General features: G+C 69.3%; 28 protein-coding genes, 1 pseudogene and 1 riboswitch. Of the genes and pseudogenes, 13 read left to right on the plus strand and 16 right to left on the minus strand.

Annotated elements, in window-relative coordinates:
• Nucleotides 1-193 precede the first annotated feature (193 nt).
• The 9 genes and pseudogenes from prmA (at nucleotide 194) to Atro_RS10430 (ending at nucleotide 11643) form a co-directional block, all read left to right on the plus strand.
• Entirely contained in the window at nucleotides 194-1072 is an 879-nt protein-coding gene (prmA, locus tag Atro_RS10390) for a 50S ribosomal protein L11 methyltransferase (RefSeq protein ID WP_497927524.1), read from the plus strand.
• 78 nt (nucleotides 1073-1150) lie between these two features.
• On the plus strand, nucleotides 1151-2320 hold the full coding sequence (locus tag Atro_RS10395) for a DUF3426 domain-containing protein (protein ID WP_497927525.1): 1170 nt from the start codon (nucleotides 1151-1153) through the stop codon (nucleotides 2318-2320).
• A gap of 173 nt (nucleotides 2321-2493) precedes the next feature.
• Entirely contained in the window at nucleotides 2494-3492 is a 999-nt protein-coding gene (gene dusB, locus Atro_RS10400) for a tRNA dihydrouridine synthase DusB (RefSeq protein WP_497927526.1), read from the plus strand.
• Nucleotides 3489-3809 carry a DNA-binding transcriptional regulator Fis gene (fis, locus tag Atro_RS10405; RefSeq protein WP_041806900.1) on the plus strand — a complete coding sequence of 107 codons (321 nt, stop codon included), beginning with the start codon at nucleotides 3489-3491 and terminating at the stop codon, nucleotides 3807-3809. The genes dusB and fis overlap by 4 nt, the downstream gene beginning before the upstream one ends.
• A gap of 72 nt (nucleotides 3810-3881) precedes the next feature.
• On the plus strand, nucleotides 3882-5489 hold the full coding sequence (gene purH / locus Atro_RS10410; RefSeq protein WP_497927527.1) for a bifunctional phosphoribosylaminoimidazolecarboxamide formyltransferase/IMP cyclohydrolase: 1608 nt from the start codon (nucleotides 3882-3884) through the stop codon (nucleotides 5487-5489).
• A 119-nt stretch (nucleotides 5490-5608) separates the two neighbouring features.
• A complete protein-coding gene (gene purD, locus Atro_RS10415) occupies nucleotides 5609-6889 on the plus strand; it encodes a phosphoribosylamine--glycine ligase (RefSeq protein WP_497927528.1) in 1281 nt (426 codons plus the stop codon).
• Between the two features lie 132 nt (nucleotides 6890-7021).
• Nucleotides 7022-9801: pseudogene (locus Atro_RS10420) on the plus strand (hybrid sensor histidine kinase/response regulator).
• Nucleotides 9802-9877: 76 nt separating this feature from the next.
• Complete coding sequence (locus tag Atro_RS10425; protein ID WP_497927529.1) at nucleotides 9878-11143, plus strand: Hsp70 family protein; 1266 nt, start codon at nucleotides 9878-9880, stop codon at nucleotides 11141-11143.
• Between the two features lie 125 nt (nucleotides 11144-11268).
• Nucleotides 11269-11643: a DUF6152 family protein gene (locus Atro_RS10430; RefSeq protein WP_497927530.1), complete on the plus strand. Its 375-nt coding sequence runs from the start codon at nucleotides 11269-11271 to the stop codon at nucleotides 11641-11643.
• Between the two features lie 8 nt (nucleotides 11644-11651).
• Here Atro_RS10430 and Atro_RS10435 read toward each other — a convergent pair whose 3' ends face one another.
• Together Atro_RS10435 and Atro_RS10440 are read right to left on the minus strand one after the other, a co-directional pair.
• Nucleotides 11652-12536, minus strand: coding sequence for an esterase/lipase family protein (locus tag Atro_RS10435; protein ID WP_497927531.1), 885 nt, complete (start codon nucleotides 12534-12536; stop codon nucleotides 11652-11654).
• 11 nt (nucleotides 12537-12547) lie between these two features.
• Nucleotides 12548-12673, minus strand: coding sequence for a hypothetical protein (locus Atro_RS10440; RefSeq protein ID WP_497927532.1), 126 nt, complete (start codon nucleotides 12671-12673; stop codon nucleotides 12548-12550).
• Here Atro_RS10440 and Atro_RS10445 point away from each other — a divergent pair.
• The gene (locus tag Atro_RS10445; protein ID WP_497927533.1) at nucleotides 12672-13070 is read left to right on the plus strand and encodes a Rho termination factor N-terminal domain-containing protein; all 399 of its coding nucleotides are present in this window, start codon (nucleotides 12672-12674) and stop codon (nucleotides 13068-13070) included. The two genes, Atro_RS10440 and Atro_RS10445, sit on opposite strands and share 2 nt — an antisense overlap.
• Nucleotides 13071-13074: 4 nt before the next feature.
• On the opposite strand, the gene Atro_RS10450 is transcribed toward Atro_RS10445, so the two are convergent.
• From Atro_RS10450 to nrdR, 13 genes are all read right to left on the minus strand, one after another.
• Nucleotides 13075-13872, minus strand: a complete 798-nt coding sequence (locus Atro_RS10450; protein WP_497927534.1) for a cobalamin-binding protein — start codon at nucleotides 13870-13872, stop codon at nucleotides 13075-13077.
• A complete protein-coding gene (locus Atro_RS10455; protein ID WP_497927535.1) occupies nucleotides 13872-14309 on the minus strand; it encodes an MFS transporter in 438 nt (145 codons plus the stop codon). The genes Atro_RS10450 and Atro_RS10455 overlap by 1 nt, the downstream gene beginning before the upstream one ends.
• Nucleotide 14310: 1 nt before the next feature.
• Nucleotides 14311-14937: a GTP cyclohydrolase II gene (gene ribA, locus Atro_RS10460; protein ID WP_497927536.1), complete on the minus strand. Its 627-nt coding sequence runs from the start codon at nucleotides 14935-14937 to the stop codon at nucleotides 14311-14313.
• A gap of 98 nt (nucleotides 14938-15035) precedes the next feature.
• Nucleotides 15036-15692: a retropepsin-like aspartic protease family protein gene (locus tag Atro_RS10465; protein ID WP_497927537.1), complete on the minus strand. Its 657-nt coding sequence runs from the start codon at nucleotides 15690-15692 to the stop codon at nucleotides 15036-15038.
• 19 nt (nucleotides 15693-15711) lie between these two features.
• Nucleotides 15712-16458, minus strand: coding sequence for a substrate-binding periplasmic protein (locus Atro_RS10470; RefSeq protein ID WP_497927538.1), 747 nt, complete (start codon nucleotides 16456-16458; stop codon nucleotides 15712-15714).
• The gene (locus Atro_RS10475) at nucleotides 16455-16934 is read right to left on the minus strand and encodes a phosphatidylglycerophosphatase A family protein (protein ID WP_497927661.1); all 480 of its coding nucleotides are present in this window, start codon (nucleotides 16932-16934) and stop codon (nucleotides 16455-16457) included. The genes Atro_RS10470 and Atro_RS10475 overlap by 4 nt, the downstream gene beginning before the upstream one ends.
• Nucleotides 16935-16938: 4 nt before the next feature.
• Entirely contained in the window at nucleotides 16939-17904 is a 966-nt protein-coding gene (gene thiL, locus Atro_RS10480; protein WP_497927539.1) for a thiamine-phosphate kinase, read from the minus strand.
• A gap of 8 nt (nucleotides 17905-17912) precedes the next feature.
• Nucleotides 17913-18401: a transcription antitermination factor NusB gene (gene nusB, locus Atro_RS10485; RefSeq protein WP_497927540.1), complete on the minus strand. Its 489-nt coding sequence runs from the start codon at nucleotides 18399-18401 to the stop codon at nucleotides 17913-17915.
• Complete coding sequence (ribH, locus tag Atro_RS10490) at nucleotides 18398-18874, minus strand: 6,7-dimethyl-8-ribityllumazine synthase (protein ID WP_012699351.1); 477 nt, start codon at nucleotides 18872-18874, stop codon at nucleotides 18398-18400. The genes nusB and ribH overlap by 4 nt, the downstream gene beginning before the upstream one ends.
• A 132-nt stretch (nucleotides 18875-19006) precedes the next feature.
• The gene (ribBA, locus tag Atro_RS10495; protein ID WP_497927541.1) at nucleotides 19007-20086 is read right to left on the minus strand and encodes a bifunctional 3,4-dihydroxy-2-butanone-4-phosphate synthase/GTP cyclohydrolase II; all 1080 of its coding nucleotides are present in this window, start codon (nucleotides 20084-20086) and stop codon (nucleotides 19007-19009) included.
• Nucleotides 20087-20101: 15 nt separating this feature from the next.
• On the minus strand, nucleotides 20102-20761 hold the full coding sequence (locus tag Atro_RS10500; protein WP_497927542.1) for a riboflavin synthase: 660 nt from the start codon (nucleotides 20759-20761) through the stop codon (nucleotides 20102-20104).
• Nucleotides 20762-20879: 118 nt separating this feature from the next.
• Nucleotides 20880-21034, minus strand: a riboswitch (FMN riboswitch).
• An 88-nt stretch (nucleotides 21035-21122) separates the two neighbouring features.
• Nucleotides 21123-22205, minus strand: a complete 1083-nt coding sequence (gene ribD / locus Atro_RS10505) for a bifunctional diaminohydroxyphosphoribosylaminopyrimidine deaminase/5-amino-6-(5-phosphoribosylamino)uracil reductase RibD (protein WP_497927662.1) — start codon at nucleotides 22203-22205, stop codon at nucleotides 21123-21125.
• Between the two features lie 14 nt (nucleotides 22206-22219).
• The gene (nrdR, locus tag Atro_RS10510) at nucleotides 22220-22684 is read right to left on the minus strand and encodes a transcriptional regulator NrdR (protein ID WP_497927543.1); all 465 of its coding nucleotides are present in this window, start codon (nucleotides 22682-22684) and stop codon (nucleotides 22220-22222) included.
• A gap of 114 nt (nucleotides 22685-22798) precedes the next feature.
• Here nrdR and Atro_RS10515 point away from each other — a divergent pair, with 114 nt between their 5' ends.
• The 3 genes from Atro_RS10515 (at nucleotide 22799) to trxA (ending at nucleotide 24859) form a co-directional block, all read left to right on the plus strand.
• Complete coding sequence (locus tag Atro_RS10515) at nucleotides 22799-23242, plus strand: hypothetical protein (RefSeq protein WP_497927544.1); 444 nt, start codon at nucleotides 22799-22801, stop codon at nucleotides 23240-23242.
• Entirely contained in the window at nucleotides 23239-23898 is a 660-nt protein-coding gene (locus Atro_RS10520) for a class I SAM-dependent methyltransferase (protein ID WP_497927545.1), read from the plus strand. Before Atro_RS10515 ends, Atro_RS10520 begins: the two co-directional genes overlap by 4 nt.
• A 91-nt stretch (nucleotides 23899-23989) precedes the next feature.
• Nucleotides 23990-24859, plus strand: a complete 870-nt coding sequence (gene trxA / locus Atro_RS10525) for a thioredoxin (protein ID WP_497927546.1) — start codon at nucleotides 23990-23992, stop codon at nucleotides 24857-24859.
• A gap of 10 nt (nucleotides 24860-24869) precedes the next feature.
• On the opposite strand, the gene Atro_RS10530 is transcribed toward trxA, so the two are convergent.
• The gene (locus Atro_RS10530) at nucleotides 24870-25205 is read right to left on the minus strand and encodes a hypothetical protein (RefSeq protein ID WP_497927547.1); all 336 of its coding nucleotides are present in this window, start codon (nucleotides 25203-25205) and stop codon (nucleotides 24870-24872) included.
• Nucleotides 25206-25315 lie beyond the last annotated feature (110 nt).

Here is a 25315-nt window from a genome sequence, read left to right on the forward strand (position 1 = left end):
GGCCCCTGTCGTTTTCCGCTGCAACGATGATCGCCGGGTGGAAAACGCGCGCAGGGATTTTCCACCAGACTCCCTGCACCGGCGGTGGAAAAGACCTGCGGTCGTTTTCCACCCTACCGCCCCAGACTGGCAGCGCATCAGCCCCTCCAGTAAGCTTGCGCGCCTTTCCGCCCATTCCCGAAGAGGCCTCCCCATGCCCTGGCTGCAAATCCGTCTCGCCATCACCCCCGACCAGGCCGGTGCGCTGGAAGATCAGCTGCTCGAGCTGGGCGCGGTTTCGGTGACCTTCATGGATGCCGAGGACCAGCCGATCTTCGAGCCGGACCTCGGCACCACCCCGCTCTGGTCGCACACCCATCTGCTGGCGCTGTTCGAGGCCGACACCGACGCGGATGCTCTGCTCGCCCACCTGCGCCTGCTGCGCGGCGGCGAGTTGCCCGAGCACCGGGTCGAGCGCATCGAGGACCAGGACTGGGAGCGCAGCTGGATGGACAATTTCCAGCCGATGCGCTTCGGCCGCCGCCTGTGGATCGTGCCGAGCTGGCACCAGGCGCCGGAGCCCGAGGCGGTCAACCTGCTGCTCGATCCGGGCCTGGCCTTCGGTACCGGCACCCACCCGACCACCGCGCTGTGCCTGGAGTGGCTGGACGGCCAGGACCTCGCCGGCTGCAGCGTGCTGGACTTCGGCTGCGGCTCGGGCATCCTCGCCATCGCCGCGCTGCTGCTCGGCGCCGAGCGGGCGGTCGGCACCGACATCGACCCGCAGGCCCTGGAGGCCTCGCACGACAACGCCACGCGCAACGGCATCGACCCGGCGCGCTTTCCGCTCTACCTGCCAGCCGAGCTGCCGCAGCAGCCGTCCGACGTGGTGGTGGCCAACATTCTCGCCGGCCCGCTGGTGCAGTTGGCCCCGCAGATCACCCGCCTGGTCAAGAGCGGCGGCCACCTGGCGCTGTCCGGCATCCTCGCCGAGCAGGCCGAGGAGGTGCGCGCCGCCTATGCCGATGCCTTCGCTCTCGACCCCACGGCGGAGAAGGACGGCTGGGTGCGCATCAGCGGCGTGCGTCACTGATTTCCTGCTCCTCAGGTCCAATGGCTGCGCTAGACTAGCGCCCCGATCAGTCCAGACCGCCGACTGCCGGCTCGCCGCATGACAGAAACCTTCGCCACCCAGTGCCCGCACTGCCAGACCCGCTTCCGCATCAACCGCGCGCAGCTCGATGCTGCCCGCGGAGCAGTGCGCTGCGGTGCCTGCCTGCAGGTATTCAATGCCGCCAAGCACCTGATCGAGCGACCGGCGTCCCAACCCGCCGCAGCCGCCGACGCATCGACCGCCGCAAGTGCGCCGGCCGCGGCGCCTGCGAGCGAGCCGCCGCCGGCGCCCACGCCCCACTGGGACTACGACGAACTCGACTTGGGTGATCTGGATCTGGATACCCTCGACCTGGACGAGGAGCTGGCCAAGCTGGAAAGCCAGGAACGCCAGCTGATGGCGCGCCTGCAGAGCGCCGATACCGCGCCGGCGGCGCCACGGCCGGTGGTCGCCCAGCCCCGCCAGGAACCCGTCGAGCCGCTGCTGCCGCCGACCGGCAGCCTGCTGGTCACACCAAGCGCGCCGGACGAACGCCCCGAGCCGACCCTGACCCTGAAACCGCCCGCCGAGGAAGACCAGCCGTTGCGCACACCTGCGCCTGCGCCCCGGACTATCCCCGCCGCCGGAGCGGAACCGCGCCCGCCGGCCCCCCCGCAGCCGAGCAGTGAACCGGAACGCCCCAAGGAGGGACTGCTCGAGCTGACCGACGAGCCCCTTCACCTCGACTGGCAGAGGCCTCGCCAACCCTGGGGCCGCCGCCTCGCCTGGATCGCCCTGAACCTGCTCGCGGCCGGCGTGCTGATCGGCCAGTACGTCCGGTCCCACTACGACGAACTGGTGCGACAGGACAGCTACCGGCCCTGGTTCGAGCGACTGTGCCCCAGCCTCGGCTGCAGCCTGCCGCCGCGGGTCGACATCGCCCAGATCAAGAGCAGCAACCTGGTGGTGCGCCATCATCCCGAATTCGCCGGCGCGCTGGTGGTCGATGCGATCCTCTACAACCGCGCCACCTTCGCCCAGCCCTTTCCGCTGCTCGAGCTGCGCTTCGCCGACATCAACGGCCAGCCCGTGACCACCCGGCGCTTCAAACCCAACGAGTACCTGAGCGGCGAACTGGCCGGGCAGCAGGAAATGCCGCCGCAGACGCCGATCCACATCTCGCTGGAGATTCTCGACCCGGGCACACAGGCGGTGAATTACAGCCTAAGCTTTCACTCTCCGGAGTGACATCGCCGCCTGAAGGGCAGCCCGGGCTGCCCGCCGATCACGGACGCCTGCCTGTCTGCTGTTCATATTTTGTGCAGGATAGCCTTTATCCATTCATGGAGAGCAGGTATCATGCCCACCCTTTTTTTGCGGTCCCCGTTCGACCTGAAACCCGTCTCCAGCAGGGAAGACCTATGTCGGCGGTACGTATCGGCCCCTACACTTTGCCCAACCGACTGATCCTGGCGCCCATGGCCGGCGTTACCGATCGGCCGTTCCGTGCGCTGTGCCGCCAGCTCGGCGCCGGCATGACGGTTTCGGAAATGCTCACCAGCGACGTTCGCCTGTGGAACAGCCGCAAGTCCCGGCTGCGCCTGCCGCACGAGGACGAGCCGGAGCCGCGTTCAGTGCAGATCGCCGGTGGCGACCCGCAGATGCTCGCCGAGGCGGCCCGCCGCAACGTCGAGCTGGGCGCGCAGATCATCGACATCAACATGGGCTGTCCGGCGAAGAAGGTCTGCAACAAGGCCGCCGGCTCGGCACTGATGAAGAACGAGACGCTGGTCGCCGAGATTCTCCAGGCGGTGGTGGCCGCCGTCGAGGTGCCGGTGACCCTGAAGATCCGCACCGGCTGGGACCATGCCAATCGCAACGGCGTCAGCGTGGCCCGGCTCGCCGAACAGGCCGGTATCGCCGCCCTCGCCGTGCACGGGCGGACCCGCGCCGACCTCTACAGCGGCGCGGCCGAGTACGACACCATCGCCGCGATCAAGCAGGCGGTCTCGATTCCGGTGTTCGCCAACGGCGACATCGATTCGCCGGAGAAGGCCCGCCAGGTGCTCGACGCCACCGGCGCCGACGGCCTGCTGATCGGCCGTGCCGCCCAGGGGCGCCCCTGGATCTTCCGCGAGATCGAGCACTACCTGCGGACCGGCGAGCACCTGCCGGCAGTCACGGCGGTCGAGGTGGAACCCGTTCTGCTCGAGCACCTGGCCGCGCTGCACCGTTTCTACGGAGAAGAACTGGGCGTCCGCATCGCCCGCAAGCACGTCGGCTGGTACCTGGCGACCCTGCCCGGCGCGCGGGAATTCCGTGCCCAGTTCAACCGCTTGGATACTACGGACGCGCAGAGCGCCCAGGTTCGGCGCTTCTTCGCCGAACGTCACGACAAGGGAGATGGGGTGGCCGCATGACGACGACGACCGAGACTTTAGAGAGTGGAACGACACCCGTGAGCGACAACGCCAATCTGAAACAGCACCTGAACACGCCGAGCGAGGCGGGCCAGACGCTGCGCGACAGCGTGGAGAAGGCGCTGCGCAACTATTTCGCCCATCTCGAAGGCGCCGCTGTCACGGACGTCTACAACCTGGTGCTCTCCGAAGTGGAAGCCCCGCTGCTGGAAACCGTGATGCAGTACGTCAAGGGCAACCAGACCAAGGCCTCCGAGTTGCTCGGCCTGAACCGCGGCACCCTGCGCAAGAAGCTCAAGCAGTACGACCTGCTGTAACCCTATCCGTCTGAAACGGGAGCGGCCCGGCCGTTCCCGTTTCCATTCAATCCCGTTCTGATGGAACCCGAGATGACCGACCAGACCACCCGCCTTCCCGTCCGCCGCGCGCTGATCAGCGTGTCCGACAAGACCGGCGTCGTCGACTTCGCCCGCGAGCTCGCCGCCCTCGGCGTCGAGATCCTCTCCACCGGCGGCACCTTCAAGCTGCTGCGCGACAACGGCATCGCCGCCGTGGAAGTGGCCGACTATACCGGCTTCCCGGAAATGATGGACGGCCGGGTGAAGACCCTGCATCCGAAGATCCACGGCGGCATCCTCGGCCGTCGCGACCTCGACGGCGCGGTGATGGCCGAGCACGGCATCGCGCCGATCGACCTGGTGGCGGTCAACCTCTACCCGTTCGCCGCCACCGTGGCCAAGCCGGGCTGCACCCTGCCCGATGCCATCGAGAACATCGACATCGGCGGTCCGACCATGGTCCGCAGCGCGGCCAAGAACCACAAGGACGTCGCCATCGTGGTCAACGCCGGCGACTACGCCGGCATCGTCGAGGGCCTCAAGGCCGGCGGCCTGACCTACGCACAACGCTTCGACCTGGCCCTCAAGGCCTTCGAGCACACCGCCGCCTACGACGGCATGATCGCCAACTACCTGGGCACCATCGACCAGTCGGCCGAGACCCTGAGCACCGCAGGTCGCAGCGCATTCCCGCGCACCTTCAACAGCCAGTTCGTCAAGGCCCAGGACATGCGCTACGGCGAGAACCCGCACCAGAGCGCGGCCTTCTACGTCGAGGCCAACCCGGCCGAAGCCAGTGTCGCCACCGCGCGCCAGCTGCAGGGCAAGGAACTGTCGTTCAACAACGTGGCCGACACCGACGCCGCGCTGGAGTGCGTGAAGAGCTTCACCAAGCCGGCCTGCGTGATCGTCAAGCACGCCAACCCGTGCGGCGTGGCCGTGGTGCCGGACGCCGACGGCGGCATCCGCAAGGCCTACGACCTGGCCTACGCCACCGACAGCGAATCGGCCTTCGGCGGCATCATCGCCTTCAACCGCGAACTGGACGGCGAGACCGCCAAGGCCATCGTCGAGCGCCAGTTCGTCGAGGTGATCATCGCCCCGACCGTCAGTGCCGAAGCCCGTGAAGTGGTGGCCGCCAAGGCCAATGTGCGTCTGCTCGAGTGCGGCCAGTGGCCGGCCGAACGCATCCATGGGCTGGACTACAAGCGCGTCAACGGCGGCCTGCTGGTGCAGAGCCGCGATATCGGCATGATCAGCGAAGCTGATCTGAAGGTGGTCACCCGGCGCGCACCGACCGAGCAGGAAATCCACGACCTGATCTTCGCCTGGAAAGTAGCCAAGTTCGTCAAGTCCAACGCCATCGTCTACGCCAAGAACCGCCAGACCGTCGGCGTCGGCGCCGGGCAGATGAGCCGGGTCAACTCCGCGCGCATCGCCGCGATCAAGGCCGAACACGCCGGCCTCGAGGTCAAGGGCGCGGTGATGGCCTCGGACGCCTTCTTCCCGTTCCGCGACGGTATCGACAACGCCGCCAAGGCCGGCATCAGCGCGGTGATCCAGCCGGGCGGCTCGATGCGCGACAACGAGGTGATCGCCGCCGCCGACGAAGCCGGCATCGCCATGGTGTTCACCGGCATGCGCCACTTCCGTCATTGAGAACTCATCGTCCCCGCGCACTGCGAGGGGACGATCACCGATTCCGTAGGGTGGAAAACCGCGCAGCGTTTTCCACCGAATGGGCCAAAGGCCTTTGCCTCCCCTCTAGGAGACAGCAAATGAACGTACTGATCATCGGCAGCGGCGGCCGCGAGCACGCCCTGGCCTGGAAGGTGGCGCAGGATCCGCGCGTCGCCAAGGTGTTCGTCGCCCCGGGCAATGCCGGCACCGCCCTCGAGGCCAAGTGCGAGAACGTCGCCATTGATGTGCTGGCCATCGAACAGCTGGCCGACTTCGCCGCGCAGAACGTGCAGCTGACTATCGTCGGCCCGGAAGCGCCGCTGGTGAAGGGTGTGGTCGACCTGTTCCGCACGCGCGGTCTGCCGATCTTCGGCCCGACCGCCAGTGCCGCCCAGCTGGAAGGCTCCAAGGCCTTCACCAAGGACTTCCTGGCCCGCCACGCCATCCCCACCGCCGCCTACCGGAACTTCACCGAAGTCGAGCCGGCGCTGGCCTATTTGCGCGAGCAGGGCGCCCCCATCGTGGTCAAGGCTGACGGCCTGGCCGCCGGCAAGGGCGTGATCGTCGCCATGACCCTGGCCGAAGCCGAGGAAGCGGTGCGCGACATGCTCTCCGGCAACGCCTTCGGCGACGCCGGCGCGCGCGTGGTGATCGAGGAGTTCCTCGACGGCGAGGAAGCCAGTTTCATCGTCATGGTCGACGGCGAGCACGTGCTGCCGATGGCCACCAGCCAGGACCACAAGCGCGTCGGCGACGGCGATACTGGCCCGAACACCGGCGGCATGGGTGCCTACTCCCCGGCGCCGGTGGTCACCCCCGCGGTGCACCAGCGGGTGATGGACGAGATCATCTACCCGACCGTGCGTGGCATGGCCGCCGAAGGCAACGTCTACACCGGCTTCCTGTACGCCGGCCTGATGATCGACAAGAGCGGCGCGCCCAAGGTCATCGAGTTCAACTGCCGCTTCGGCGACCCGGAGACCCAGCCGGTGATGCTGCGCTTGCAGTCCTCCCTGGTGTTGCTGGTCGAGGCCGCGCTGGCCAAGGCGCTGGACAAGATCGAGGCGCAGTGGGACCCGCGGCCGAGCCTGGGCGTGGTGCTGGCCGCCGGCGGCTATCCGGGCGACTATGCCAAGGGCGCCGCGATCTCCGGCCTGGACGCCGCCGCACAACTGCCCGGCAAGGTGTTCCACGCCGGCACCGCGGTCAAGGACGGTCAGGTGGTCACCGCCGGCGGCCGCGTGCTGTGCGCCACCGCCCTCGGCGCAAGCGTGTCCGAGGCCCAGCGGGGCGCCTATGCCCTGGCAGCGCAGATCGACTGGAGTGGCTGTTTCTACCGCCAGGACATCGGCTACCGCGCGATTGCCCGGGAAGGCTGAAAGCCTGCGATAATTAGCCGGAAAAGGATCGAGCCAGCAAAGAAAGGCTATCGGATGATAGCCTTTTGCCTGTTACCTTAACCTCAGGCCATTGGTTATAATTTGGCCACTCACTCTGGAAGGGACTTCGTCGTGCGCCGGCCTTGGAATGCCATAACGCTGATTGTCAGTCTGCTGCTGGTCGTGCTTGCGGCCCTGCCGACCCTGGCTGGCAGCGTGCTGCGTTCAAGCGAAGATGCCATTCCCCATGGCGACTGGCGCATTCTCCTCGACGAATCGGCCAGCCTGACGCTCAAGGATGTCGTCGAGCGACGCGACCACTTCGCCCCGCTCGACCACCACTCCCTCACCCTGCCGGCCAACCAGGCTGCCTGGCTGCATGTGCCCATCGCCGGCCACGACACCCCCCGCTGGATCTGGGTGTTCGCCCCGCGCGTGGACCGGGTCGATTTCTTTCTGACCAGCCGGGGCATACCGGAACGCCGGATCGAAACCGGGGCGAACCCCCTGGACGGCCTGTTCTCGCCCGAACAGGCCCATCTCTTCGCCCTGCCGGCCGACCAGACGGCACGCGAGGTCTGGCTGCGGCTGGCCCCCGGCAGGCTGCGCCGGCCTGGTTCGACTACCTCGATACGGCCGGCCTGCTGGCCAAGAACAAGCTGGCCTACGCCCTGGGAGCGCTGCTCAGCGCCCTGACCTTGGGGATGCTCTACAACCTGATCCGATTCGGCTACAACAAGGCGGTCTGCAATTTCTGGCTGGCGGCCATGCAGGCTGCGCTCCTGCTCAGCGCCACCGCGCATTTCGGCCTGCTCGGGAGCTGGCTGCCGCAGCTCGCGCCGTACCAGATCCCGGCGGCGGACATCGCCACCTTCTTCAGCTTCCTCTTTCTGCTGCTGTTCACCTGCAGCTTCTTCGACCAAGTGGAGCGCCCGCGCCTGCTCGAATGGCTGCTGCGCGGCGAAATCGCCGTGCTGGCGCTGGCCGCCGTGCTCGACGGCCCATCGCCCCACGACGGACTGCGCAGCAGCCTGATCCTGCTCACCAGCCTGACCGCGACCGCTTGCGCCCTCTATCACTGGCTGCGCGGTTATCGCCCGGCACGCCTGGTGTTCATCGGCATGCTGCTCTTCCACCTGGGCTTCAGCGCCTATCTGTCGATGCTGCTGGACTTCGGCCAGTTCGGGCCCTGCTGGCAGGTCTTCGCGCTGTTCGCCTTCAGCGCCGCCAGCGGTCTGATACTCGGCTTCGCCCTGGCCGAGCGCCAGCGCAAGATCGAACGGGATCGTGCCGCCTGGCGCACCAGCGAGGCGGCGAACAGCGCGGAACTGCGCGCCAAGAGCGAATTCCTGGCCAAGCTCAGCCATGAGATCCGCACCCCGATGAACGGCGTTCTGGGCATGACCGAGCTGCTGCTCGGCACACCGCTGACCGCCAAGCAGTACGATTACGTGCAGACGATCAACAGCTCGGGCAACGAGCTGCTCAGCCTGATCAACGACATCCTCGACATTTCCCGCCTGGAGTCCGGGCAGATCGAGCTGGACGACGTGCAGTTCGATCTCAACGGTCTGATCGAGGACTGCCTGGGCATCTTCCGCGCCAAGGCGGAACAGCGCCAGGTCGAGCTGATCAGCTTCATCCAGCCGCAGGTGCCGCGGGTGATCAACGGCGACCCGACGCGGCTGCGCCAGATCCTGCTGACCCTGATCGAGAACGCCTTCCGGCAGACCGACGAAGGCGAGATCCTGCTCAAGGTATCGCTGGAAACCAGCGGCCCCCGGCCCCGCCTGAATATCGCCGTGCAGGACAGCGGCGAACCGATGCCGCAGGCCAGGCGCGAAGCGCTACTGAACAGCCGCGTGCAGAGCAGCGACCTGCTTTCCGCCGCGCAGATCGACGGCAGCCTCAACCTGATCATCGCCCGCCAGTTGGTCACCCTGATGCACGGCGTTTGCGACATCGAGACCGGCTCGCCGCGCGGCACCACGCTGTCGCTGTCGCTGCCGCTCGATCCGGCGCGCCTGGAGCATCCGGTCGCCGATCTCGACAGCCCGCTGCGCGATGCCCGCCTGCTGGTGGTGGACGACAACGACACCTGCCGCAAGGTCCTGCTGCAGCAGTGCAGCGCCTGGGGTATGAAGGTCAGCGCGGTGTCCTCCGGCAAGGAGGCCTTGGCTCTGCTGCGCACCAAGGCCCATCTCGGGGAATACTTCGATGCGGCGCTGCTCGATCAAAACATGCCCGGCATGAGCGGTCTGCAACTGGCACAGCGGATCAAGGAAGACCCCGGCCTGAATCACGACATCCTGCTGATCATGCTGACCGGACTCAGCGATGCGCCGGGCCGGGTCTATGCGCGCAATGCCGGCATCACCAGCAGCCTCGCCAAGCCGGTGGCCGGCTATACCCTGAAAACCACCCTCGCCGAGGAACTCGGCAAACGCCGTGCGGCTCATCCGCCGCTCGCCGGCACGGAAGAGAACGCGCCCCTGGAGGTGCCGAGCGACTTCCGCATCCTGGTCGCCGAGGACAACAGCATTTCCACCAAGGTCATCCGCGGCATGCTGCGCAAGCTCAATCTGCAGCCGGACACCGCCAGCAACGGCGAGGAAGCCCTGCAGGCGATGAAGTCCCGGCAGTACGATCTGGTGCTGATGGACTGCGAAATGCCAGTGCTCGACGGTTTCGCCGCCACCGAACAGCTGCGCGCCTGGGAGGCCCGCGAGCTTCGCCCGCACACGCCGATCGTCGCGCTCACCGCACATATCCTCAGCGAGCACCGCGAACATGCCCAGCGGGTCGGCATGGACGGCCACCTGGCCAAGCCGGTGGAGCTGTCCCAACTGCGTGCCCTGATCGAACACTGGGTCGAGCGCAAGGAAACGTACCGCCACGCACTGCATCCCTGATTGGCCGGCCGGCGGGTGCAGACGACCGGCAGCGGCCTGCTAGAATGCGCGCCCCTTTTTCGCCCGAGCCCGCGCCATGACCACCGCCCTGCCCGCCCGCGCCTGCGGCATCGACTTCGGCACCTCCAACTCCACCGTCGGCTGGCTACGCCCCGGCCGGGAGGCGCTGATTCCCCTGGAGGATGGCCGCATCACCCTGCCCTCGGTGCTGTTCTTCAATTTCGAGGAGCGCCGCCCGGTGTTCGGCCGCCAGGCCCTGCATGAATACCTGGAGGGCTACGAGGGGCGCCTGATGCGCTCGTTGAAGAGCCTGCTGGGCTCCAAGCTGTTGAAAAGCGAAACTACGGTGCTCGGCAGCGCACTGCCGTTCAAGGAGATTCTCAAGCTATTCCTCGGCGAGCTGAAGCGGCGCGCCGAGGCGGAGGCCGGACGCCCCTTCGAGGAGGCGGTGCTGGGCCGCCCGGTGTTCTTCGTCGACGAGGATCCGCAGGCCGACCGGGAAGCCGCGGACACCCTGATCGAGGTGGCCAGGGGCCTCGGCCTGAAGGAGGTATCCTTCCAGTACGAGCCGATCGCCGCCGCCTTCGACTACGAGTCGGTCATCACGCGGGAAGAACTGGTGCTGATCGTCGACATCGGCGGCGGCACCTCGGACTTCTCCCTGGTGCGCCTGGCCCCCGAACGCCGTGCCCTGGCCGAGCGGCAGGGCGACATCCTGGCCACCGGTGGCGTGCACATCGGCGGCACCGACTTCGACAAGCAGCTCAGCCTGCAGGGCGTGATGCCGCTGTTCGGCTACGGCAGCCGGATGAAGAGCGACGCACCGATGCCGACCAGCGTGCACCTCAACCTGGCCACCTGGCACACCATCAACGCCGTCTACGCCCAGGCCTCGCAGCGGGCGCTGGCGAGCATGCGCTACGACATCCTCGACCCCACCGGCATCGACCGGCTGTCCCGGCTGATCGAGCAGCGCGCCGGGCACTGGCTGGCGATGCAGGTGGAAGAGGGCAAGATCGCCCTCGGCGACAGCGAACGGCACCGCATCGACCTGGCACGCATCGAGGCGCAGCTGGCCGCCGACCTAGACCGTGCGCTCTTCGAGCAGGCGATCGAGCCGCTGCTGGAGCGCATTCGCACCAGCCTGGAAAGCCTGCTGGCCGACGCCGGCATAGCCCGGGAGCGGATCGACACGCTGTTCTTCACCGGCGGCTCCAGCGGCGTGCCGGCGCTACGCGCCAGCGTCGCCACGCTGCTGCCGAACGCCCGGCTGGTCGAAGGCGACCGCTTCGGCAGCATCGGCAGCGGCCTGGCCATCGAGGCCCGGCGGCGCTACGGCTGAGAAACGCCGGGCCGGCGGAGCGGGACCGCTCCGCCGGCCTGTGCGCCTGGTCGCACCGGACACCGGCCGGAGGATTCTGGCCTATGGTTTTGAAGTCACCGCAGCTTCGAACCCAGGTGCCCATCATGCACAACAATCGCCTCCTGCTGGTCTTCCTTCTTGCGCTGCTGTTGATCGCCGCCTTGATTCTCGGCGCCTCCATGGGCTTGGCAAGCCAGGGCTGGGACTCCTACGACACAGGGCAGAGACTGACCATCAAGGCGCCCCTGAAACAGGTGCTGTATCGCCGCCCGCAGACCGAAGTACGGGTCAACTATCGGGGCAAGGAGTGGACGGTGCTGCTGGGGCCCTCCTCGCGCCTGCTGTCGCGCGGCGTGATCAAGAACGATCTGCGCCCGGGCAGGCCGGTGATCCTGGTCGGCCATCCGCGCAAGGACGGCGCCGCGGAAATGCGCGCCGAGCGCCTCATCCTCGACGGACGCACGCTGGAGCTGCGCTAGGGCGCCCCCTAGAGCCCGGCCTCGGCCAGCCGCGCCAGGTGTTCGAGGTACGCGCCAAGCGGGTCGGGCTGCCCCTCCCGGGGCCCCCAGCAGCGATTGATGACGTCCAGATGGTCGAAGGGGTAGTCGGAGCGGATCACCTTGCCCAAGTGCGAACTGAAGCGCCCGACCAGACCGTCGTTCTGCCCGGCCTCGCGGACGAAGCAGCGGGCCAGCTGCCGGCACAGGACATGCCCCGGGTCGAAGCTCGGTGCGGCAGCGTCGCGGGTCTGCAGGGTGCCGCTCCAGGAGTAGTAGCGCACCCCGTCGACCTCCCCGGCGCCCTCGCCGCCCCAGTGCTCGGGCAGGCCCTGCGGGTAACGGGCGTTGAAGGCGGCCATGCCCTCGCTGGTCAACGCCAGTAGCGAAGCCGGCCCGTCGAGGGGCAGGCACAGCCCCGGCTCGGCGCACTCCAGCCGCTCCATCAACCGCGCCAGGCCTTCGAAGCCGCGTGCCAGCAGACGCTCGCGCCGGCCGCTGGGCGGCAAGCGGCCGCGCAGCCGATCGGCCACCTCGGAGCCTTGATTGGGCGTGGCCACGGTGGTCACCGACGCCACCCATTCCGGCCGGAGTGCCGCCGCATAGCGAGCGCTCAACCCACCCTGGCTGTGGCCGATCAGATTGACCCGGTGCGCGCCGCTGTCGGCGCGGATCGCGGCAATGCGTTCGAGCAGCTGCTCGCCCAGCGCCTCGTTGTCGTGCACGCCGGATAGCCGCACCGGATAGACAGACGCGCCCAACTGGCGCAACGCCCTATCGATGCCGTTCCAGTAGGAATGGCCTGGCAGGCGCACGAAGCCGAGCAGGCCGTGCACCAGCAAGATCGGATAACGGGTTTCGAGCGTCTTGCCCATGCAGTTTCCACTCACACAGCCTTGGTCGGGAAAGAATAAGGCTGTACATCTTGCAGGTCGCCGCTTGCCAGCGGCGAAACTTTGCGCGCCACACCAGTCAAAATCTCTGTAGCCATCGCATCGAGGAGCACCATCATGCCCCAAGGTGACAAGTCCAAGTACAGCGACAAGCAAAAACGCAAAGCCGCGCATATCGAAGAGAGCTACGAGTCGCGCGGCGTTCCGGAGGAGGAGGCCGAAGCCCGCGCCTGGGCCACGGTGAACAAGCAGTCCGGCGGCGGCGAGAAAGGCGGCGCCGGCAGCGGCAAGAGCGAAATCGCCAAGCGCGCCGACCGCAAGGATTCGGCACGCCGGGCGGCGGCGACCCGGCGCGGCCAGTCGCCCAACCGCGGCTCGGCAAGCGCCCGCCAGCAATCCGGTAGCACCTCGCTGAGCGCCATGACCCGGGCCGCCCTGCTCGAACGTGCCGCCGAACAGGGCGTACGCGGCCGCTCGCGGATGCGCAAGGACGAGCTGATCGCGGCACTCAGCTAGCGGCTCAGGGACGGGCCTGGCGCAGCAGCTCGCACAACTGGTGGGTGGCCTCCAGCATCTGCAGGCTGGGCCGCTCCAGACGGCGATCGGGCACTGCCCAGACCTGCCCGCGACGCACCGCCTCCAGCTGCGGCCAGGCCTGCCAGGCGTCGCGCTGCTCCGGCTGGCTAATCAGGATCACCTCGGGATCGCGCCCCAGCACCGCCTCCAAGGAGAGTTGCGGGGCCGGCAGGTCGAGGTCGGCGAAGACATTCGCCGCACCGCAAACCTGCAGGGCATCGCTGATGATCTGCGTGCCGCCGATGCTGTACAGCGGCTGGTCCCAGACCTGGTAGAAGACCCGCAACGGCACCTCGCGGCGATACTGCCGGCGCAGCTCGGCGAGCTGTCGGCGCAGCTCGGCGGCCAGCTGGCGGCCCCGCTCGACACGCCCGACCTGGGCGCCGAGCGCTTCGAGCTGCACGGCGATGTCTTCCAGGCGCCGGGGCCGCACCTCGAACACCGGAATGCCGAAGCCGTGCAGCTGTTCGCGCTGCGCCGCGCCGATGCTGTCCGGCCAGAGCAGGATCAGGTCCGGATGCAGGGCGAGCAGGGTCTCCATCTCCAGCCGCCCCCAGCGTCCCAGCGAGGGCAGTCCGGCCAGCGCCGGCGGCCGCTCGCCGCCGTCGAGCACGCCGACCAGACGGTCGCCCGCCTCCAGCTCCAGCATCATGTCGGTGAGCGACGGCGCCAGGCTGACCACCCGCTCGGCCGCCACCAGCGGCAGGGCGAAGCAGAGCAGCAGGACCAGCCAGAGGCGCATCAGGCCAGTTGCCGGGGAATACGGTAGAGCAGCAGGAGGGCCAGGCTGGCGCCGCACAGCAACAGCGCCGCGATACCCTCCAGGCCGAACCACAGGCCCACGGCGCCGCTCCAGGCCGGCAGCCCGGCTGCGCGCAGCGCACGTTGCCGGGCTACCGTCAGATGCGCCCAGGCGTCCGGCTCGGCGCCACTGTCCAGGGCGCGTCCGGTGGCGATCAGGGCATGCTTGTAGGCGCGGAACAGCGGCAGGCTGACGAACAGGGAGAGCAGGCCGACACCGAACAGGAGCAGACCCGGCTGCGGCGCCGAAGCGCTGGCCGGGCCGTGCCAGGCGATCAGCGACACCGGCAGCAGGCAGAGCGCCAGCCGGCTCCACCAGGCCCGCGCCAGACGTGCCCGCCAGCGATGGCGGGCATCCACCAATGCGGAGAGCTCCACCTCAGCCCTCGGCCGGGGTTTCCACCTCGCCCTGATGCAGGCTGCCGAGCAGATGGCCGAGCTTGCCGGCCTTGGTCGCCAGGTATTTCTGGTTGTGCGGGTTGAGCCCGGTCTGCAGCGGCACCCGCTCGGTCACCTGGATGCCGGCCCCTTCCAGCGCCTTGACCTTGCGCGGGTTGTTGGTCATCAGCTTGATCGCGACGATGCCCAGATAGTCGAGCATCGGCTTGCAGATCCCATAGTCGCGCTGGTCGGCGCGAAAGCCCAGGCGCTCGTTGGCCTCGACGGTGTCGGCCCCGGCATCCTGCAGCTTGTAGGCGCGGATCTTGTTCAGCAGGCCGATGCCGCGCCCTTCCTGGCGCAGGTAGAGCAGCACGCCGCGGCCCTCGGCGGCGATGGCACGCAGCGCCGCCTCCAGCTGGAAGCCGCAGTCGCAGCGCAGGCTGAACAGCGCGTCGCCGGTCAGACACTCGGAATGCAGGCGGCCGAGCACCGGCGCGCCGTCGTCCACCTTGCCCAGGGTGAGCGCCACATGCTCCTTGCCGGTGGCTTCGTCGAGAAAGCCATGCATGGTGAAGACGCCGAACGGCGTGGGCAGCTTGGATGCGGCGACGAAGACGACGGACACCGGAAGGACTCCTGAAAGATGCGGCAAGCGATCATTGTAACAGCCATGCCGTCCGGCGGCGCAGCCGGAATGCCGACGAGCGACCGGAAGCGGTGTCGCTATAGCTTCGACTCCAGCATCAGCATCCCCTGCTCCTCCCGCCAACGCACGCGGTTGAGGAAACTCATGCCGAGCAGGGCGGTGCCCGGCGAGTCGCCCTGCAGGACCACCGCCTCGACGCCGAGCACCTCCAGACTGCCGACCTTGACCCGACTCAGCTTGACCTGCCAGCCCTGGGCCGTGCCATTGGCCGTGCTCACCCGCACCGGCCGCCCGCCGCCGCGGTAGTCGACGCCCAGGCGCCGGGCCTGGCTTTCGCTGAGCGCCACCGTGGTGGCGCCGGTGTCGACCAGAAACTGCACCGACTGCCCGTCGACGGCGCCGGCGACCCAGTAGTGCCCGCCCTCGCCACGGGCGACGCCGAGGCGCGCCTTGCCCGGCGGAGCGAAACCTTCGCCCGTCCCCGAACCGTATTCGCGGGCCAGTTCGTAGCGGCGCGCGATACCGTCCACCCGCAGCAGCGCACCGCGGCTGTCGGCCTCCAGCAGCTGCACGCCGCCGGGCCCTTCCTGACCGACCTTGAGCAGCTGGCGTCGGCCATCGACATTGACCACCGCGGCGCCGGGGAACAGTCCCACGACCCGGACCTCGGCCGCAGCCGCCAGGCCGGCGGCCAGGAGCAGCGGCAGGACGGTGAACCAGCGAACGTACAGCATCCCTGCCTCCCGGGAGTCGTCAGTCGAACGGGTAAGGTTGTTGCCAGCGGGCGAAGACCGGCCGCAGCTCGCCGGAACGCACCAGCTCGGCCATGCGCCGGTCGTACAGCGCGGCCAGCTCGCGCCCGCGCGGCGTGTCGGCGAAACCAGGATATAAGGGCAGCAAGGTCAGATCGGTGATGCGGTAGGTTTCGGGGTTCTCCGCCCAGGCGAGCACCCCCTCCAGTTCGGCCCGGGCAGCGATCAGGTAATCGGCATGGCCGAGCCGGAGCATCGCCAGCGCGCCGTTGTAGCGCAGGATCTCCTGATAGCGCTGCAGCCGCGGCAGGTACTTGTCGAAGGCGTAGCCGCGTATCCAGGCCAGACGGAAATTGCCCAGTTCCTCCAGGCGCGGTACCGGCGCCCGGGCCAGGCCAAGCGCCGCGATCACCTCGGCGGCATAGTGCCATTTGGGAAACAGGGCCCCTTCGGTTTCCTCCGGATAGGCGCCGACCCAGGCATCGGCATCGCCACGGGCGACCAGGCCGACCGCCCGGGTATAGGGCACCGTGCTGGTGCGCACCCGCAGCCCGGCCGGCTCGAAGACCAGGCGCAGGACCTCCCAGACCAGACCGCGGGCATCGGCCCCCGTATGGTTCTTGCGCTCGACGCCGACCAGCAGGATCTCCGCCGACGGATTCGCGCCGGGCAGCAGCGCCTCTCCCGACCCGGCGAGCGCGCTGCCCAGGCAGCAGCACAGCAGCAGGAACAGCCATACCTGCCTCATAGCCAGGCCAGCCCCCAGATCAGCAGTTGCATCGCCAGCCAGGCGAATACGCCGGCCAGCACGTCGTCCAGCATGATGCCGACCCCGCCGTGCACGTGCCGGTCGATCCAGTGGATGGGCCAGGGCTTGACGATGTCCATCAGGCGGAACATCGCGAAGCCGAGCAGCAGCCACTGCCAGCCCTCCGGCACCAGCCAGAGGGTGATCCACATGCCGACCATCTCGTCCCAGACGATGCCTTCGTGGTCGTGCACTCGAAGATCCTCGGCGACCCTGCCGCACAGCCAGAAGCCGAACAGCATGGTCAGCCCGAGCAGCAGCCAGTAGCCCCAGTCCGGCAGCATCTGCCAGAGCGGCACGAAGGGCAGCGCAACCAGCGAACCCCAGGTGCCGGGGGCCTTGGGCAACGTCCCGGAGCCGAAGCCGAAAGCCAGGAAGTGCCAGGGATTGCGCCACACCGAGGGCGGCACGCGCACGGATTCAGTCACGCGGACTCCCGAAATGTTGATAACCGGCGGCCGGCGGCTCGATTTCGCGGCCGGACTCGTCCAGCAGATGCACGCCCGAACCGGCCTCGACCCGGCCGATCACCCGCAGCGGCCAGTCGGCCTGCAGGGCGGCCAGGAAGCGCGGGGACAAGGTGAAGGTCAGCACGTAATCGTCGCCGCCGCCGAGGGCGCAGGCCAGCGCCGCCGGCGCGTCGAGCAGGCCGCGCAGCGGCGCCGACAGCGGCACGCGGTGGCGCTCGATGCACAGGGCCACGCCGGACGCCGCGGCGATGTGTCCGCAGTCGGCGAGCAGGCCGTCGGAAATGTCCAGCACCGCGCTGGCCCGGCCGCGCAGCGCCAGCCCCAGGGACAGCTGCGGCCGCGGCGACCAGTAGCGCGCCAGCAGGGGGCCGGCGATCTCGGCCGGTGCCTGGCAGCGGCCGAGCACCAGCGCCAGCGCGCCGGCGGCATCGCCGAGCGGGGCGCCGACGCAGAGCAGATCGCCGGGGCGCGCGCCGTCCCGGCGCAGCGCCAGGCCGGCCGGCACCCGGCCGAACACGGTCAGGGTGATGCACAGGGAGCCGCGGGTGGTATCGCCGCCGATCAGCGCCAGGCCGCATTCGCGCGCCTTGCAGTCGAGACCGCGGGCGAAAGCCGCCAGCCAGCCCGGATCGGCCGCCGGCAGGGTCAGGGCGAGCGTGAAGCCGACAGGCGCGGCGCCCATCGCCGCCAGATCGCTGGCGGCCGCGGCCAGCGCGCGCTGGCCGAGCAGGAAGGGATCGCAGGGGTCGGGGAAATGCACCCCGGCGACCATGGTGTCGGTGGAGATCGCCAGCTGCTCGCCGGCGGGAACCTCCAGCAGGGCGCAGTCGTCGCCGATGCCGAGGGCCACGCCGGGCGCCGCCTGCGCACAGGCGGCGGCGGCGAAGTAGCGACGGATCAGCTCGAACTCGCCCATCGGCGCGCTCAGCGCCTGCCGCCGCGGGCTTCGTCCGCGCGCAGGCGCGGCGCCAGCTTGTCCAGCACGCCGTTGACGAACTTGTGTCCGTCGGTGGCGCCGAACACCTTGGCCAGCTCGATGCCCTCGTTGATCACCACCCGGTAGGGCACGTCGAGGCGGTTGCTCAGCTCGTAGGTCGACAGCCGCAGGATGGCCAGCTCCACCGGGTCGACCTCCGCCAGCGGACGGTCGAGCAGCGGCGCGAAGGCACCGTCGATCTCGGTCTTCTGGCGCGGCACGCCGTGCAGGATCTCATGGAAGTAGGCGCCGTCGACCGTGCTGAAATCGTTGTCGACGCGAAACTGCGCCTCGATCTCGTTGAGCGGCTGGCCGGCCACGTGCCACTGGTAGAGCGCCTGCATGGCCAGCACGCGCGCCTGCCGGCGCGCCGCTATCTTGCCCTTGGCCGGCTTGGCACCCTGCCCGCTCTGGCCGTCGTCGCGATTGGCGCTCACTTGGCCTCCAGGGCCGCCATCAGGCTGACCATTTCCAGGGCGGACAGGGCCGCTTCGGCGCCCTTGTTGCCGGCCTTGGTGCCGGAGCGCTCGATGGCCTGCTCGATGGAGTCGACGGTGAGGACGCCGAAGGCGACCGGCACGCCGAACTGCAGGGACACCTGGGCCAGGCCCTTGGTGCACTCGCCGGCGACGTACTCGAAGTGCGGGGTACCGCCGCGGATCACCGCGCCGAGGGCGATGATGGCGTCGAACTCGCCGCGCTGGGCGACCTTCTGCGCCACCAGCGGGATCTCGAAGGCGCCCGGCACGCGGATGATGGTCAGCTCGCTCTGCTCGACGCCGTGGCGCACCAGGGTGTCGATGGCGCCCTGCACCAGGCTTTCCACGACGAAGCTGTTGAAGCGGCCGACCACCAGGGCGTAGCGGCCTTTGGCGGCGGTAAAGGTACCTTCGATGGTCTTCAGGGTCATGGCGAATCTCGTCTCGTTAAAGAACCGGAGCGCTCCCGGCGGCTCCGCAAACAATCGGTCCCGGCCTTCCAGACGGAACCGCCCGCCCCCTGCCGATAGGGGCAGGGAAAGGGCGGGCGGTTCCGGTGGGGATCATTCGGCGGGCAGGTATTCTACAACCTCCAGGTCGAACCCGGATATCGCGTTGAACTTCATCGGCGCGCTCATCAGGCGCATCTTGCGCACGCCGAGGTCGCGCAGGATCTGCGAGCCGGCACCGACGGTGCTGTAGGTACTCGGCGACTTGGGCGTGCCCTCGCGCAGCAGGGTCAGCACCTCGTTGGCTTCCAGCGGATGGCCGAGCAGCAGCACCACGCCGCGGCCGGCGTGGGCCACCTCGGCCATCGCCGCGCGCAGGCTCCAGCGCCCCGGCTGACGGACCATCAGCAGGTCGCGCAGCGGGTCCATGTTGTGCACCCGCACCAGGGTCGGCTCATCGGCATGGATCTCGCCCATGATCAGCGCCATGTGCACGTCGTCTTCCACCGCGTCGCGGTAACTGACCAGGTGGAAGCGGCCCAGCTCGCTGTCCAGCTCCTGCTCGGCGATGCGCTGGATGGTCCGCTCGTGGATCAGCCGGTAGTGGATCAGGTCGGCGATGGTGCCGATCTTGATGCCGTGCTGCTCGGCGAAGACTTCCAGCTCGGGACGGCGGGCCATGCTGCCGTCGTCGTTCATGATCTCGCAGATCACCCCGGAAGGCTCGAAGCCGGCCATCCGCGCCAGGTCGCAGGCCGCCTCGGTATGCCCGGCGCGGGCTAGCACGCCGCCCGGCTGGGCCATCAGCGGGAAGATGTGCCCGGGGCTGACGATATCGTCGGCCTTGGCGCTCTTCGCCGCGGCGACCTGCACGGTGCGCGCCCGGTCGGCGGCGGAGATGCCGGTGGTGACGCCCTCGGCCGCCTCGATGGAGACGGTGAACTTGGTGCCGAAGCCGGAGCCGTTGCGCGGCGCCATCAGCGGCAGCTTGAGGGTCTCGCAGCGATCGCGGGTCATCGGCATGCAGATCAGCCCGCGCGCGTATTTCGCCATGAAGTTGATGTGCTCGGCCTGCACGCATTCGGCGGCCATGATCAGATCACCCTCGTTCTCGCGATCCTCGTCATCCATGAGGATGACCATCTTGCCCTGGCGGATGTCTTCGATCAGTTCGTCAATGCTGTTGAGAGCCATCAGGCCACTCCTCGATTACTTCAGGTAGCCGTGCTCGGCCAGAAAGCTGCTGGTGAGGCCGGAGGCGCTGGGTTCGGCGGCCTTGTCGCCGAGCATCAGGCGCTCCAGGTAGCGGGCCAGGAGGTCGACCTCCAGGTTCACCTGCCGGCCCGGCCGGTAGTCGGCCATGATGGTCTCGCCCAGGGTGTGCGGCACGATGGTCAGCTCGAACTCGGCGCCGTTCACCCCGTTGACCGTCAGGCTGGTGCCGTCGACGGTGATCGAGCCCTTGAGGGCGATGTAGCGGGCCAGCTCGCGCGGCGCGCGGATGCGAAACTGCACGGCGCGGGCGTTTTCCTCGCGGGAAATCACCTCGCCGACACCGTCGACGTGCCCGCTGACCAGGTGGCCGCCGAGGCGGCTGGTCGGGGTCAGGGCCTTCTCCAGGTTGACCCGGCTACCGGCCTTGAGGTCGATGAAGGCGGTGCGCGCCAGGGTCTCGCGGCTGACGTCGGCCCAGAAGCCGTCGCCGGGCAGCTCCACCGCGGTCAGGCAGATGCCGTTCACCGCGATGCTGTCGCCGAGCTTGACGTCGCCGAGGTCGAGCTTGCCGGTCTGGACATAGACGCGCACGTCGCCGCCCTTGGGGGTGAGGGCGCGGACGGTGCCGATGGCTTCGATTATGCCGGTGAACATGCCGTCCCCCCCTGGCGCACTGCTGCGGAAAATGGTGCATGAAACGATCTCCTGTTTCGGAAAAACAGGGCATGCAGATCGAAAGGGATCGCGCGCGCGGACTGCGCGTGGCGGAACATCCCGCTCTCTCTCATCCGGACTCTGACCGTCGGCTCCGGAATCGCACCGGATCTGCTGACCTTGCGTGGGGTTGCCCCGTGGCAAGCGCTCGCGGGCTGGACGCTGTACGTCATCACCGCCGGTGGGGAATTCCACCCCGCCCTGAGAACGTCGGGCCCTGCGGCCCGGAGGCGCTTTTTACCACAAGGCGCGCGCCGCCGGCCACCGGCGCCTGGCTCTCCGGGCGAGGATGAGGCGCCGTCTAGGCGGGCACGGCGACGATCTGCCAGTCCTCGCCCACCGCGCGGATGTCGCGGATCTTCAGCTCGCGCGCCTCGGCCATGCGCTCCAGAGGCAGCTCCAGCAACGGCCGGGCAGTCGAGCCGAGGAACTTGGGCGCGACGAAGAGGCGGTACTCGTCGACCAGCCCCAGCCGGGCGAAGGCCCCGGCCAGACGCGGGCCGGCCTCCACCAGCACCTCGTTGGCGCCGCGGGCGGCCAGTTCGGCCAGCAGCGCCGGCAGATCGACCCGACCGGCCTCGCCCGGCACGGCCAGCAGTTCGTGGCCGGCCGCGCGGTAGGCGGCCTCGCGCTCGGCCGCGAGGGTCGCCACCAGGGCCGGCCCGGCCTGGAAGAAGGGTGCGTCCAGCGGCACCCGCAGGCGCCCGTCGATCAGCACGCGCAGCGGCGGGCGCTGCAGCGCCAGGGCGGCCTGCTCGGGCGCCAGCCCCAGCTCCGCGCCGCGCACGGTGAGCCGGGCGCTGTCGGCAAGGACGGTGTCGGCGCCGGTCAGCACCACGCTGGAGCGGGCGCGCAGGCGCTGCACCGCGGCGCGCGCCGGCGCCCCGGTGATCCACTGGCTCTCGCCGCTGGCCATCGCCGTGCGGCCGTCCAGGCTCATCGCCAGCTTCACCCGCACCAGCGGCAGGCCGCGCTCCATGCGCTTGACGAAACCGGCGTTGAGCGCGCGCGCTTCGGCTTCCAGCACGCCGACCTCGACCGCGATGCCGGCCTGGCGCAAACGCGCCAGACCGCGCCCGGACACCTGCGGATTGGGGTCCTGCATGGCCGCCACCACCCGGCCGACCCCGGCGGCGACCAGCGCCTCGGCGCAGGGCGGCGTGCGCCCGTGGTGGCTGCAGGGCTCCAGGGTGACGTAGGCGGTGGCACCGCGCGCCCGCTCGCCGGCCTCGCGCAGGGCGTGGACCTCGGCATGCGGCTCGCCGGCGCGCACGTGCCAGCCCTCGCCGACCACCGCGCCGTCGGCGACGATCACGCAGCCGACCCGCGGATTGGGATGGGTGGAATACAGCCCCTGGCGCGCCAGCTCCAGGGCGCGGGCCATGTACGGATAGTGGTTCATGGCTTGGACGGCTCGCGGGACAGGCGCTCGATCTCCTCGCGGAACTCGTTGAGGTCCTGGAAACGCCGGTAGACCGAGGCGAAACGGATGTAGGCGACCTCGTCGAGCTTGCGCAGCTCGGCCATCACCAGTTCGCCGAGCACCCGCGACTTGACCTCGCGTTCGCCGGTGGCGCGCAGCTCGTGCTTGATCCGGCCGATCGCCGCCTCCAGGCGCTCGATGCTCACCGGGCGCTTCTCCAGGGCCCGCTGCATGCCGGCGCGCAGCTTGTCCTCGTCGAACGGCTGGCGGCTGCCGTCCTGCTTGATCAGCCGGGGCATGACCAGTTCGGCGGTCTCGAAGGTGGTGAAGCGCTCGCCGCAGGCCAGGCACTCGCGCCGGCGGCGCACCTGGTCGCCCTCGGCGACCAGCCGCGAGTCGATGACCTTGGTGTCGTGGGCGCTGCAGAAGGGACAATGCATGGACGGAGTTGTCGCAGAGTGAAGGGGACTCATGGTAGCGCATCCCGCCCCCAAGACAACCCACGGGCTTTGCGCTATACAGACGCCCAGCCGTCCCCTCGCCAAGGAGTCTCCATGTCGCTGCGCCCTTTCGCCCTCCTCGGCCTGAGCCTCCTGCTCGCCGCCTGCTCCAGCCAGCCCGAAACCCCAGAGCCCCCGTCGGCCTCGACGCCCCCCGCCGCCGCCAGCGCGCGCCAAGCGCTGCCCGCCGGCCAGCGCGAGCTGCGCGGCAGCCTGCTCGGCGCCCCGGCGAACAGCGAAGTGGAGCTGGCGCTGCTGGTGGTCGACGAACGCGGCCGACCCCAGGAGGAGCTCGGCAGCACCCACCTGCCGGGCAACGGCCAGGCGCTGCCGTTCAACCTGCACTTTCGCCCGCAAGCCTCCGTCGCCGGCCTGCGAATCGAGCTGCGCGGCCGGGTCAGCCAGTCCGGCCGGCTGATTCTGCGCCTGCCGCCGCGGACCCTGTCCGCCATGGACAGCCAGGCGCTCGGCACCCTGCAGCTGGTCCCCGCGCCGTGAACGCGCCGCCCCTGCTGCAGGCGGCGCTGAGCGATCTGCTCGGCGACGCCCGGCTGGTCGCCCAACCGCTGCCGGGCAGCGAACTGCGCCTCTGGCTGCTCGACCCGGCGAACATGGCGCGCGCCTTCAGTCCGGAGGAGACCCGGCGCATTCTCGAGGAGCCGCCTTACTGGAGCTTCTGTTGGGCCAGCGGCCTGGCGCTCGCCCGCTGGCTGGCCGAGCGCCCGGAATGGGTGCGCGACCGGCGCGTACTGGACTTCGGCGCCGGCAGCGGCGTCGCGGCGATCGCCGCGGCCCGGCTGGGCGCCGCCGAGGTGGTGGCCTGCGACCTCGACCCGCTGGCGCTCGCCGCCTGCCGGGCGAACGCTGCGCTGAACGGCGTGGAGCTGGGCTATTCGGCGGACTTCTTCGCCGAGGCCGACCGCTTCGATCTGATCCTGGTCGCCGACGTGCTCTACGACCGCGCCAACCTGCCGCTGCTCGACCGGTTCCTCGCCCGCGGCCGCGAAGCCCTGGTCGCGGACTCGCGGGTGCGCGACTTCGCCCACCCGCGCTACCGGCGCCTGGCCAGCCTCAAGGCCTGCACCTGGCCGGATCTGGCCGAGCCGGCGGAGTTCCGCCAGGTCAGCCTGTACCACGCCCGGCGCGCTGCCTGAGGGCAATCCAGCCGCGCCTGCCTTGCTTCCCCCGCTGCGCGCCCCCACTTACCATGCTGGATTCCATTCCAGCCCACTGCCGAGAGTTCCGATGAGCGAAACCCCCTATATCTTCGACGTCACCGACGCCAGCTTCGACCAGCTGGTCCTCGAAAACTCCTTCCACAAGCCGGTGCTGGTGGACTTCTGGGCCGAATGGTGCGCGCCCTGCAAGGCACTGATGCCGCTCCTGGCGAAGATCGCCGAGAGCTACCAGGGCGAACTGCTGCTGGCCAAGGTCAACAGCGACGTCGAGCAGCAGACCGTGATGCGCATGGGCATCCGCAGCCTACCCACCGTGGTGCTGTTCAAGGACGGCCAGCCGGTGGACGGCTTCGCCGGCGCACAGCCGGAATCGGCCATCCGCGCCATGCTCGAGCCCCATGTGCAGCTGCCGGCCGCCCCCGACGCCGACCCGCTGGAGGTCGCCCTGGAGCTGTTCGCCGCCGGCCAGATCAGCGAGACCGAAAACCTGCTCGTGGCGTTGCTCGGCGAGGACAACGAGAACGGCGCCGCACTGATCCTCTACGCCCGCTGCCTGGCCGAGCGCGGCGAGCTGAGCGAAGCCGAGGCGGTGCTGGATGCCGTGCAGGGCGACGAACACAAGCAGGCCCTGGCCGGCGCCCGCGCCCAGCTGACCTTCCTGCGCCAGGCCGCCGACCTGCCGGAAGTCGCCACCCTGAAAAGCCGTCTGGCCCAGGATGCCAACGACGACGAGGCGGCCTACCAGCTGGCGATCCAGCAACTGGCGCGGCAACAGTACGAGGCGGCGCTGGACGGCCTGCTGCGCCTGTTCGTGCGCAACCGCAGCTATGCCGACGGTCTGCCGCACAAGACCCTGCTGCAGGTGTTCGACCTGCTCGGCAGCGATCACCCGCTGGTCGCCACCTACCGCCGCAAGCTCTACCAAGCCCTCTACTGAGGGGCGGCCATCACTCCGCCCAGTGGTAGATCGGTGCGTCCGGCGCGTTCTCGACCCGGACCTGCGCGCAGTGGCGCAAGCGCACCAGCAGGCGCTTGCCCGCCTCGGCGCTGCCGGCCAGTGCCTGCAGTTGGTTGAGCAGCGCCGGCCCCTCGATCTGTCCGGCGCTGCGCAACACTTGCTGGGCGGTCTGCCAGAGGCGGTCGGCCGGCTCCGCCGCCGGAGCTGCGGGAGCGCCGGCATTGCCGGCGGCCAGCCGGGCCCCCAGGCGCGCCCAATCTTCGTCGTCCAGTTCCAGAGTCAAATCCACCGGCCAGTCGCCGATGTGTCCGCGTATTCTCAGCATGGGCATAGCTCCTCGCGATGAAGGGCACCATGCTCCCACGCTGCCCGTACGCAGCCAAGCGCGGCTGGCGGGGCCGGGTGAACTCGTTATAAGGTAACGTGAAGCCGGCC

Source organism: Azotobacter tropicalis (assembly GCF_059739045.1).